This window comes from Rhodococcus sp. MSC1_016 (assembly GCF_023667485.2).
GTDB lineage: Bacteria > Actinomycetota > Actinomycetes > Mycobacteriales > Mycobacteriaceae > Rhodococcus_F > Rhodococcus_F oxybenzonivorans.
Genome location: NZ_JAMOZI020000001.1, coordinates 1,118,769 through 1,130,539 on the forward strand (window position 1 = coordinate 1,118,769; position 11,771 = coordinate 1,130,539).

General features: G+C 65.8%; 9 protein-coding genes. 8 read left to right on the forward strand and 1 reads right to left on the reverse strand.

What is annotated here, in order from left to right; translation table 11 throughout:
* Positions 1 to 118: 118 nt before the first annotated feature.
* Positions 119 to 388, forward strand: a complete 270-nt coding sequence (locus L1080_RS05200; protein ID WP_159925581.1) for a GlsB/YeaQ/YmgE family stress response membrane protein — start codon at positions 119 to 121, stop codon at positions 386 to 388.
* A gap of 69 nt (positions 389 to 457) precedes the next feature.
* Here L1080_RS05200 and L1080_RS05205 read toward each other — a convergent pair whose 3' ends face one another.
* Positions 458 to 1,102, reverse strand: a complete 645-nt coding sequence (locus L1080_RS05205) for an SACE_7040 family transcriptional regulator (protein WP_374433277.1) — start codon at positions 1,100 to 1,102, stop codon at positions 458 to 460.
* A gap of 115 nt (positions 1,103 to 1,217) precedes the next feature.
* Here L1080_RS05205 and L1080_RS05210 point away from each other — a divergent pair, with 115 nt between their 5' ends.
* The 7 genes from L1080_RS05210 (at position 1,218) to L1080_RS05240 (ending at position 10,559) form a co-directional block, all read left to right on the forward strand.
* Positions 1,218 to 2,807: a carboxyl transferase domain-containing protein gene (locus tag L1080_RS05210; RefSeq protein WP_250768917.1), complete on the forward strand. Its 1,590-nt coding sequence runs from the start codon at positions 1,218 to 1,220 to the stop codon at positions 2,805 to 2,807.
* Between the two features lie 15 nt (positions 2,808 to 2,822).
* Positions 2,823 to 4,823, forward strand: coding sequence for an acetyl/propionyl/methylcrotonyl-CoA carboxylase subunit alpha (locus tag L1080_RS05215; protein WP_250769220.1), 2,001 nt, complete (start codon positions 2,823 to 2,825; stop codon positions 4,821 to 4,823).
* Positions 4,820 to 5,983 carry an acyl-CoA dehydrogenase family protein gene (locus L1080_RS05220; protein ID WP_109331669.1) on the forward strand — a complete coding sequence of 388 codons (1,164 nt, stop codon included), beginning with the start codon at positions 4,820 to 4,822 and terminating at the stop codon, positions 5,981 to 5,983. Before L1080_RS05215 ends, L1080_RS05220 begins: the two co-directional genes overlap by 4 nt.
* Positions 5,980 to 6,471 carry a MaoC family dehydratase gene (locus L1080_RS05225; protein WP_109331659.1) on the forward strand — a complete coding sequence of 164 codons (492 nt, stop codon included), beginning with the start codon at positions 5,980 to 5,982 and terminating at the stop codon, positions 6,469 to 6,471. The genes L1080_RS05220 and L1080_RS05225 overlap by 4 nt, the downstream gene beginning before the upstream one ends.
* Positions 6,468 to 7,283, forward strand: a complete 816-nt coding sequence (locus L1080_RS05230; protein WP_250768920.1) for an HpcH/HpaI aldolase/citrate lyase family protein — start codon at positions 6,468 to 6,470, stop codon at positions 7,281 to 7,283. Before L1080_RS05225 ends, L1080_RS05230 begins: the two co-directional genes overlap by 4 nt.
* A 112-nt stretch (positions 7,284 to 7,395) precedes the next feature.
* Positions 7,396 to 8,550, forward strand: a complete 1,155-nt coding sequence (locus tag L1080_RS05235; RefSeq protein WP_250769223.1) for an acetyl-CoA C-acetyltransferase — start codon at positions 7,396 to 7,398, stop codon at positions 8,548 to 8,550.
* A gap of 47 nt (positions 8,551 to 8,597) precedes the next feature.
* Positions 8,598 to 10,559, forward strand: coding sequence for an acetoacetate--CoA ligase (locus tag L1080_RS05240; RefSeq protein ID WP_250768923.1), 1,962 nt, complete (start codon positions 8,598 to 8,600; stop codon positions 10,557 to 10,559).
* Positions 10,560 to 11,771 lie beyond the last annotated feature (1,212 nt).

Genomic DNA, 11,771 nt, shown 5'->3' on the forward strand with positions numbered 1-11,771 from the left:
CGGAGATGAACCATTCGGCAACGATTTGTCCAACCACGGTTGAACCGCTGCCACGCTGGCTAATCTGCGAAGGAGCGGTGGCCTTCCGCTCGCACTCGCGTGTGGAGAGGAGAGGGTAATGGTTGGAGACATCATCGGCACCATCATCTTCGGTGCGGTCATCGGCGTGCTCGCGCGTCTGGTCATCCCAGGGAAGCAGGCGATGGGGTGGCTCATCACCATCGTCCTCGGCATTGCAGGCGCCCTCATCGGATATTGGGTGTGGGGCGCGATCAGCGACAAGGGTGATACCGGCGGAATCGACTGGATACGGTGGATTATCAGTATCGCTGCGGCAGCTGTGCTGACCTTGGCGTACACGTCCATGACCAGTAAGCGGAGAGTGTAGATACCCGGCTGTGCACGGGCCCCGTCCAATCCAGGGCGGGGCCCTTGCCGTGCGCCTGGGTACCCGAGATTACGGACGCAGGCAGGTGAGTGCCATCTCGCGCAGAACCTTCCGAGTGCGCGCCGGAGTCGCGGGATCGGCGCTGTGCGGTGTGGAGTTGATCAACCCGAACGTTGCATGGGCCTTGGTACGGGCATCCGTTTCGTCGAGCGACGGGTCCACCCGGAGCAGCACCTGCACCCACAGTTCGACGTAGCGTCGCTGCTTCTGCCGGACCTCACGCCGCGCCTCGGCGGGAAGGCTTTCGAGGTCGCGGTCCTGAATGCGAATCAGTTCGGATTCGCCGAGTGCGAAGTCGAGGTGGAAATCGATGAGGCCGTCGAGTGCCGCCTCGGGGGAGGATGCCTCCGCCGCGACGAGGGAACCGCCCTCCAGGAGTCGCGTACTGATGCCGACGAGTAGTTCGACCAATACGGCGTCTTTGTTGGGGAAGTGGCGGTAGACGGCGGGACCGCTGATCCCGGCGGCGGATCCGAGGTCTTCGAGCCGGACGCCGAGAAATCCCCGTTCGGCGATGAGGCGAGCGGCGGCGTCGAGAAGTTGCCGGCGGCGATCCGCCTTCATCTGTTCGCGACGCGTGATCGGTGCTCCGGCGCCGTCGGTGGACGCTGTCGGTGCTGCCGGCGCTCCGGTTTCGTCGACGTGTGCGGTCATTGCCTCGCTCCTTTCGGGTTGCGGTCTGGACAACTCAGTTAATCACAGTTATCTTGAATTCAGTTATCGAGTATTAACTCACTCGGCACGGGCGTCAAGACGAGAAGGCGGCAGGATGGCACTGGGCGGAAGCACTACGAGAGAGGGCTACCGGGTAGAGCACACCAAATTGGTGGACGAGCTGCGGTCGAAGCTGGCCGTTGCGGCTCTGGGCGGTAGTGAGAAGTCGCGGGAGCGGCACGTCAGCCGGGGCAAGTTGCTCCCGCGCGATCGAGTCGACACCCTGCTCGACCCGGGGAGTCCTTTCCTCGAGATCGCCCCGCTCGCGGCCAACGGGTTGTACGACGACGAATGCCCCGGAGCGGGTGTGATCGCGGGTATCGGCCGGGTGTCCGGCCGTGAATGCGTGATCGTGGCCAACGACGCCACGGTCAAGGGCGGCACGTACTACCCGATGACGGTGAAGAAGCACCTGCGGGCGCAGGAGATCGCTCTGCAGAACCAGCTGCCGTGCATCTATCTCGTCGACTCGGGCGGCGCGTTCCTGCCCCGGCAGGACGAGGTGTTTCCCGATCGCGAGCACTTCGGCCGGATCTTCTACAACCAGGCGACGATGAGCGCGCAGGACATCCCGCAGATCGCGGCGGTCCTCGGCTCCTGCACGGCCGGCGGCGCTTATGTGCCGGCGATGAGCGACGAAGCGGTCATCGTCCGAAACCAGGGCACGATCTTCCTGGGCGGTCCGCCGCTGGTGAAGGCCGCGACCGGTGAGGTCGTCACCGCGGAACATCTCGGCGGCGGAGACCTGCACTCGAAGGTGTCGGGAGTGACCGACCACCTCGCCGAAGACGATCAGGACGCGCTGCGGATCGTGCGCAACATCGTCGCCACGCTCGGCCCGCGCGCCGAGCGTCCGTGGGACGTGATCAGCGCCGTCCCCGCGTCGGCGCCGCAGACCGAGTTGTATGACGTGGTCCCGACCGACCCGCGCACCCCGTACGACGTTCACGAGGTCATCGGCCGCATCGTCGATGGCGGAACCTTCCAGGAGTTCAAGGCCGAGTACGGCAAGACGCTGGTCACCGGCTTCGCGCACATCGAGGGACATCCCGTCGGCATCGTCGCGAACAACGGGGTGTTGTTCGCCGAGTCGGCGATGAAGGGTGCCCACTTCATCGAACTGTGCGACAAACGCAAGATTCCGCTGCTGTTCCTGCAGAACATCGCCGGCTTCATGGTCGGCCGCGACTACGAGGCGGGCGGTATCGCGAAGCACGGCGCGAAGATGGTGACCGCGGTGGCCTGTGCCCGGGTTCCCAAACTCACTGTCGTGATCGGCGGCTCCTACGGGGCGGGCAACTACTCGATGTGCGGGCGGGCGTACTCCCCGCGTTTCCTGTGGATGTGGCCGAATGCGCGAATTTCGGTGATGGGTGGTGAGCAGGCGGCGTCGGTGTTGTCGACGGTGCGCAGTGACCAGTTGGACAGTGCGGGCAACCCGTGGTCGGCGGAGGACGAGGAGGCGTTCAAGGCGCCGATCCGCGAGCAGTACGAGGCGCAGGGCAACCCGTACTACTCGACCGCCCGCCTGTGGGACGACGGCATCATTGATCCCGCCGATACCAGAACTGTTCTCGGGCTGGCTCTTTCGGTGTGCGCGAATGCACCGCTCGAACCGGTCTCCTACGGCGTTTTCCGGATGTGAACGGACATGACTGACATGACACGGATAGATACCGTCCTCGTCGCCAACCGCGGTGAGATCGCCGTGCGGGTAATCCGCACCCTGAGGACCATGGGAATCCGCTCGGTCGCGGTGTACAGCGAAGCGGATCGGGACGCGCGGCATGTCCGCGAGGCCGACACCGCGGTCCTGCTCGGCCCGGCCGCCGCCCGGGAGAGCTACCTGGTGATCGAGAAGGTGATCGCGGCAGCCCAGGCCACGGGAGCTCAGGCGATCCACCCGGGATACGGGTTCCTGTCGGAGAACGCGAAGTTCGCGGGTGCCTGCGCAGACGCCGGCATCGCCTTCCTCGGTCCCTCCGCCGCCGCCATCGAGGTGATGGGCGACAAGATCACCGCCAAGAACGCCGTCGCGAAGTTCGACGTGCCCGTCGTACCCGGCATCGCCCGGCCTGGCCTGTCCGACGACGAACTGATCGCGGCCGCAGGAGAGATCGGCTACCCGGTCCTCGTCAAGCCGTCGGCGGGCGGCGGCGGCAAGGGGATGCGCCTGGTCGAGGAGCCCGGCGCGTTGGCCGACGCCCTGCTCAGCGCACGCCGCGAGGCCGCGTCCGCGTTCGGTGACGACACCCTGTTCCTCGAGCGATTCGTGTTGCGTCCCCGGCACATCGAGGTGCAGATCCTGGCCGACCGGCATGGCAACGTGGTGCATCTCGGTGAGCGCGAGTGCAGTTTGCAGCGTCGCCACCAGAAGGTCATCGAGGAGGCGCCCTCGCCTCTGCTCGACGAGCCGACGCGGGCCCGTATCGGCGAGGCGGCGTGCAACACGGCGCGCAGTGTCGACTATTCGGGTGCCGGAACGGTCGAATTCATCGTCTCCGCCGACAAGCCGGACGAGTTCTTCTTCATGGAGATGAACACCCGGCTTCAGGTCGAACACCCCGTGACGGAGCTCGTGACGGGACTCGACCTGGTCGAGTGGCAGGTACGGGTGGCGGCGGGCGAACCGCTCGGCTTCACCCAGGGCGAGATCACCCTCACCGGACATGCCATCGAAGCCCGCGTGTATGCCGAGGATCCCAGCCGAGGCTTCTTGCCGACCGGTGGTCTCGTCGCCGACGTCGTCGAACCCGAGGGCCCGGGAATCCGCGTCGACTCGGGTCTTGCTGCGGGCACGGTGGTGGGCAGCGACTACGACCCCATGCTGGCGAAGGTGATCGCGCACGCCGACGACCGCGCCGGTGCGTTGCGGAAGCTGGACCGGGCGCTGGCGGGCACCGGTGTGCTCGGTGTGGTGACCAACATCGAGTTCGCGCGCTTCCTGCTCGCCGATCCCGATGTGGTGGCGGGCAACCTCGACACCGGTCTGCTCGACCGCCGGCTCGAGGACTTCGTCGCTGCGGAGGCCACCGATGCCGCCCTCATCGCTGCGGCCGCTTTCCGCTGGTTGCAGCGCTGGCCGGAGCGTTCACAGGCCGATCCGTGGGACGTTCCCAGCGGCTGGCGGGTCGGGGTTCCCGCGCCCACCAGTATTCGGCTGGCATCGCCGACGCGTACCGATCACGTGCGGATCACCGGTCACCCCGCCGACGCCACCGCGCAGGTGGAGGACGGCGACACCCTGTCCCTGACGGCGGCCCTCGACGGAACCACACTGTCCGTCGTGATCGACGGCAGACGTGAAACCTATCGGGTCGCCGAGACCGACGGGCACATCTGGCTCGCCGGATCCGAGGGCACGACGATGCTCCGGGAAGTCGAGGAGCTCAGCGTCCGCACCGGTGACGTACATGCCGGCGAGGCCGAGATCACCAGCCCCATGCCCGGATCCGTCATCGCCGTCGGCGCCGAAGCGGGCTCCCACGTCACCGCGGGCCAGACGCTCGTCGTCGTCGAGGCGATGAAGATGGAGCACTCGCTGACCGCACCCGTCGACGGCGTCGTCGACATCCTCGTCGCACCCGGAGACCAGGTGATGGTCGACCAGCTGCTCGCACGAGTCACCCCGCACACCGACACGAAAGAGAACGAGTCATGACCGAATATCTCGCCACCGGCCAGCTTCCCGACGAATACCAGCAGCTTGCCAAGACGGTCGCCGATTTCGCGAAGAACGTGGTGGCACCGGTCGCGGCAGAGCACGACGCCAACCACACCTTCCCGTACGAGGTGGTGTCGGGCATGGCCGACATGGGTCTGTTCGGCCTCCCGTTCCCCGAGGAATACGGCGGAATGGGCGGTGACTACTTCGCGTTGTGCCTCGCCCTCGAGGAGCTGGGCAAGGTGGACCAGAGCGTTGCCATCACCCTCGAAGCCGGCGTGTCCCTCGGTGCGATGCCGATCTACCGCTTCGGCAACGAAGCACAGAAGCAGGAGTGGCTGCCGCAGCTGACGAGCGGAAAGAGCCTCGCTGCTTTCGGTCTCACGGAACCGGGCGCCGGAAGCGACGCGGGCGGCACCAAGACCACCGCCAAGTTCGACAGCGGTGAGTGGATCATCAACGGCAACAAGCAATTCATCACCAACTCGGGCACCGACATCACCCGGCTCGTCACCGTCACCGCCGTGACCGGCGTGAAGGACGGCGGCAAGAAGGAGATTTCCACGATCCTCGTCCCCACCTCGACCCCCGGTTTCACCGCCGAACCTGCATACAACAAGGTGGGCTGGAACGCCTCCGACACCCACCCCCTCACGTTCTCGGACGTGCGCGTCCCCGAGGAGAACCTGCTCGGCGAGCGGGGTCGCGGATACGCGAATTTCCTCCGCATCCTCGACGAGGGCCGCATCGCGATCGCCGCACTGAGTGTCGGTGCGGCGCAGGGGTGTGTCGACGAGTCCGTCAAGTACGCGAAGGAGCGTGAGGCATTCGGGCGACCCATCGGGCACAACCAGGCCATCGCGTTCAAGATCGCGCGCATGGAGGCACGCGCCCACACCGCCCGCACCGCCTACTACGACGCCGCCGCACTGATGTTGTCGGGCAAGCCGTTCAAGAAGCAGGCCGCGATCGCCAAGCTCGTCGCGTCCGAGGCCGCCATGGACAACGCGCGGGACGCCACTCAGATCCACGGTGGCTACGGATTCATGAACGAGTACGTGGTGGCACGGCATTACCGAGACAGCAAGATTCTCGAGATCGGCGAGGGCACCACCGAGGTGCAGTTGATGCTCATCGCGCGGGAGGCCGGACTGTGAGCGCAGCAGGAGCCGAGGAGCCGAACCGGATCGTCCAGCGTGGGCTGTGGTTCGAGGAGTTCGAACTCGGAGCGGTCTACGAGCATCGCCCCGGCCGCACCGTCACCGAGGCCGACAACGTCCTCTTCACCACCCAGACGATGAACACCCAGGCCCTGCACCTCGATGCCGCTTACAGCGAGGGCACCCAGTTCGGTGAGCGCCTCGTCAACTCGATGTTCACCCTCTCGACGCTGGTCGGGTTGTCGGTGGCGCAACTCACGCAGGGGACCATCGTCGCGAACCTGGGATTCTCGGAGATCAGTTTCCCGAAGCCGCTGTTCCACGGCGACACGCTCTACGCGGAGACACGCATCGCCGACAAGCGGGAGTCGAAGAGCCGACCGGGGGAGGGCATCGTCACGCTCGAGCACACCGGGCGCAACCAGAACGGCGACGTGGTGGCGATCGCCGTGCGCAAGACCCTCGTCCAGAAGAAGCCGTCGTGAGCTGGGCATTGCCCGGACCGGCCTGGTTGTTCTGCCCGGCCGACCGGCCCGAACGGTATGCGAAGGCGGCTGCGGCGGCCGACGTCGTGATCCTCGATCTCGAGGACGGAGTCGCGCAGGCCGACAAGGAAGCGGCGCGGGTCGCGCTGATCGACACCCCGCTCGATCCGGAGCGAACAGTGGTCCGCGTCAATCCCGTCGGCACCGACGACCACGAACTCGACCTCCTCGCCCTCGACGGCACTCGCTACACCCGATTGATGCTGGCCAAATGTGAGACCGCCGATCAGGTGTTGTCGCTGGCGCCACGCGAGGTGATCGCCCTCGTCGAGTCGCCGCTCGGGGCGCTCGCCGTCGGCGAGATCGCGCTCGCGGCGAGCACCATCGGTGTCATGTGGGGTGCCGAAGACTTGGTGGCCGCGATGGGCGGCAACTCCAGCCGCCGCGAGGACGGCACGTACCGCGATGTGGCCCGGCAGGTACGGTCGTCCACGTTGCTGGCGGCGAAGGGCTTCCATCGCCTCGCCCTGGATTCCGTCTACCTGGACATCAAGGACCTCGACGGTCTTCGCGCCGAGGCGCACGACGCCGTAGCGGTCGGGTTCGATGTCAAGGTCGCCATCCATCCCAGCCAGGTCGCGGTGATCCGCGAGGCGTATGCACCCTCCGACGACGACGTCGACTGGGCTACGAGAGTTCTGGCCGCCGTCGACGAGCAACGCGGAGTTTTCGCCTTCGAGGGCAAGATGGTGGACGCACCCGTCCTGCGTCACGCAGAGGCGATCCTGAGGAGATCCGGCACGACCCCGTGAATACTCTTCAGCCGCGGATGGTTGACGAGTACACACGGTTACAACACAGGAATGGAGAACTGCAGTGCCTGAAAGAACTACGTCGGTGATTGTTGCCGGGGCCCGTACACCGATGGGTCGGTTGATGGGTTCGTTGAAGGATCTCTCGGGTTCGGATCTGGGTGGGATCGCGATCAAGGGTGCGCTGGAGAAGGCGGGGGTGGCGCCGGATCAGGTGGAGTACGTGATCATGGGTCAGGTCCTGACGGCGGGGGCGGGGCAGATGCCGGCGCGGCAGGCGGCGGTCGCGGCCGGGATTCCGATGGATGTGCCGGCGTTGACGGTGAACAAGGTGTGTTTGTCGGGGATCGATGCGATTGCGTTGGCGGATCAGTTGATCCGGGCGGGGGAGTTCGAGGTGGTCGTTGCCGGTGGGCAGGAGTCGATGTCGCGGGCGCCGCATCTGCTGGAGAAGTCGCGGGAGGGGTTCAAGTACGGCGATGTGACGATGCGTGATCACATGGCGTTCGACGGGTTGCACGACATTTTCACCGATCAGGCCATGGGAAGTCTGACGGAGTCGCAGAACATGGAACCCGGTCGGCAGACCAGCCGCGAGGAGCAGGATGCGTTCGCGGCGGCGTCGCACCAGAACGCGGCCCGGGCCTGGAAGGACGGGTTGTTCGACGACGAAGTGGTGCCGGTGTCCATTCCCCAGCGTAGGGGTGAACCGATCGTGTTCGGCCAGGACGAGGGAGTGCGTGCCGATACGACGGTGGAGACGCTGGGACGGTTGCGTCCCGCCTTCGCGAAGGACGGAACGATCACGGCCGGGTCCGCGTCACCGATTTCCGACGGTGCGGCGGCCGTGGTCGTGATGAGCAAGGCCAAGGCCGAGGAGCTCGGTCTCGAGTGGATCGCCGAGATCGGGTCACACGGGGTGGTCGCCGGACCCGACTCGACGTTGCAGTCGCAGCCGGCCCGGGCGATCGCAAAGGCGTGCGCGAAGGAGGGCATCGACCCGAAGGATCTCGACCTCGTCGAAATCAACGAGGCCTTCGCGGCTGTCGGGATCGTCTCGACCCGTGAGCTGGGGCTGGATCCGGCGAAGGTCAACGTCAATGGTGGGGCGATCGCTGTGGGGCATCCGCTGGGCATGTCCGGGGCGCGGATCACCCTGCATCTGGCCCTCGAGCTGCAACGCCGCGGCGGCGGTGTGGGTGTGGCCGCGCTGTGCGGCGGCGGCGGTCAGGGTGACGCCCTGATCGTGCGCGTTCCCACCAGCTAGGTACCAAAAGAACGCGGAGCACTCCGGCTGTCGGGGAAGATAGAACCATGACAGTCGATCCGCAGTGGATACCGACCGAGGCTGATCTGCGCAACGCGGTGATCACCGACTTCGGTGCTTTCATTGCACGGCGCCACAACGTTCCGGTAGACGACTACCGGGCGTTGTGGCGTTGGTCGGTGGCCGATCCCGACGCGTTCTGGCAAGCCGTGTGGGACTACTTCGACATCCGCTCTGCGACAGATCCGGGTCCGGCCTTGGCCGAGTCCTCCATGCCGGGCGCCGTGTGGTTTCCCGGCGCCACTCTCAATTACGTCGATCAGGTCTTCCGCAATGCCCGCTCAGACAGGCCCGCCATCCGGTACGTCGGTGAGGGTGGGGCCGACGTCGCTATAGGGTGGGACGAGTTGCGCTCGCAGGTCGCGGCGCTCGCGGCCACACTGCGGGATCACGGCGTCGGTGTCGGCGATCGCGTCGTCGGATACCTGCCCAACATTCCCGAGGCAGTGATCGCGTTCCTTGCGACCGTTTCGGTGGGGGCACTCTGGGCCGCGTGCGGGCAGGACTATTCCGCGCCGGCAGCCCTCGATCGGCTCGGACAGCTCGACCCGAAGGCGCTGATCACCGCGGACGGGTATCGGTTCGGCGGCAAAGAGCACGACCGCGTCGATGCCGTACTCCACCTGCAGGCCGGGCTGCCCTCTCTGGCCCTGACCGTCATCGTGCCCCATCTTCGACGGGAATCGGAGGTCGGCGACGCCACCACGTGGGCTGAGGCCACGGGCCGGGAGGCCGCACTCGAACCGGTGGCCGTCCCGTTCGACCACCCCCTGTGGGTGGTGTTCTCTTCGGGAACCACCGGACTTCCGAAGGGAATCGTGCACGGCCACGGCGGAGTGCTTCTCGAACACCTCAAGTCACTCGCGCTTCATCTCGACGTCGGCCGAGACGACATCCTCTTCTGGTACACCAGTCCCAGTTGGATGATGTGGAACTTCCAGACCGCGGGCCTGCTCGTGGGGGCCACCATCGTGTGTTACGACGGGAGCCCCGGGTGGCCCACGGCGGATGCGTTGTGGGCGTTGACCTCCCGTCTCGGTGTGACGGTGGTGGGGACGAGTCCCGGATACGTACTCGCCTGCGACAAGGCCGGGGTGGTACCCGTCCGCGACCACGACCTGACGGCGCTCCGCGCGGTCGGCAGCACCGGGTCCACGTTGCCTGCCGCGTCGTCATTGTGGTTGGCGCACAACGTCGGTCGGAACATTCCCGTCATGTCGATCACCGGTGGGACCGACGTGGTCTCGGCCTTCATCGGTGGAGCGCGGACTGTTCCGGTCTGGCCCGGTGAATTGTCGGCTCCCTGTCTGGGTGTCGCCGTCGACGCCTTCGACGAAACGGGCAGTCCCGTGCGCGGCGAGGTCGGTGAACTGGTGGTCACGGCCCCGATGCCGTCGATGCCGGTGTCGTTCTGGAACGACCCGGATGGGAAGCGTTACCACGACGCCTACTTCGACGTGTTTCCCGGTGTGTGGCGGCACGGTGACTGGATCACGATCACCGAACGCGGGACCGTGCTGATGCACGGAAGGTCCGATTCCACACTCAATCGCAACGGGATCCGGATGGGGAGCGCGGACATCTACCAGGTGGTGGAGAAGCTGCCCGAGGTCGCAGAAGCACTGGTGGTCGGGGTGGACCTGCCGAACGGCGGATATTGGATGCCGCTCTTCGTGGTCCTCGTCGACGGGGTGGAGCTCGACGACGCGTTGCAAGACCGAATTCGGGGTGCGATCCGTGAGCAGGCCTCGCCCCGGCATGTGCCGGACGACATCATCCTCGCGCCCGGCATTCCTCACACTCGCACCGGCAAGAAGCTCGAGGTGCCACTCAAGAAAATTTTCCAAGGCGCGGACGCGGCTCGTTCAGTCGACCGCAGCGCCGTCGATGATCCAGCACTGCTCGACTGGTTCGCCCGGCATGGCCGCACGGCGGCTCAGGGTGGCTGACCAGGTAAGGCTTCCTTTTGTTACTGATCGGTAACAAGAGGTGGGTCGGGCGTGGTGTGTGGCGTGGGGTGTGAGATATCTCCCTATTGATCCAGCGAGCGCCCGCGCCGGGATGCGACAAATGGGACGTCACGCGCGCTGCATCTCGTCTCATCGCCGGCCAAGTGTGATCGCCGCCGCGGGCGATACGGTGCCGCATCCGCGCGCCAGACGACCCCACTGACCGCGCCCATGCAGGTCAGAGCGAATTCCGCCCTGAAGTTCAGTTTCGGGCGCATAGGATGTCGCTGCCGGAGGCGCGTGTGCGTCACTCCTGGGCGGCTCTCGATTTCATTCCCGCCTCGCCTTCGCCGCAAGTGTTCCGCTTTGAGACCTGCGCGGGGCTTTGGTAGACACGATGGTTGGTAAACAAGCGGTGGTCGGTGCGACGTCCGCCCCCGCGGCCGATCAGCCGATCGTTTGGTACCGCGCGAAGTGGATTGTTCGGGAAGGGGGCGATAAATGTGGACACGACATTTGTCCGTCCGGCGGAATTCCGACCCGCGGTACGTTTTTCGCCTCGCACGTGTACGCGACGCCCGGAATGTGGTTCTCGCTGTTGAACATGTGCGCGTCGCCGATCCAAATTTCGACTGATTCTGGAAGTATCGACGGTCGGGAAGGTCACAGCTCGGCAGGTAACAGTGGTGGGTATGTGACCGATGTATACCCCGGCGTTATTTCGACACAGGACGAACCGAGATGGTCACCGACGAGTGAGAGGAGGGTGCAGGCATGAGTGTGGCGAAAGTTCGGACGTCCATTTCCGCCGTAGACTCGTCTGTCGACTCCGAGGGTGACGAGCACCGATTGGGTGGCCGCTTGTTGGATCGATGAAGGAACGGAGCCAGGAATGAACCCGCTCACCGCGAATGATCCGGGATGCCAGAGCGCCCCAGGGCGCACTGCATCGATCTCCACTGTGGTGGAACTCGTCGATCAGCCCAAGGTGGGCCGTCCCGTTCCCGATTCGCGAGTGGCCTCGGACCGAGGCACGTGCATGTAGTGGCGTTCAGAGCTACCAATCACCAGTCACACAGGCGGCGGCAAGCCACGCGTTCGAGAACGGAGTAACCCTTGGGGTCGGGACATGCAGCGGGTAGTAACGGTGCTCCCATCGGAGCCTTTCCGCTGTCAGCTGCGCAGCGAGGGATCTGGTTCGCTCAACATGCG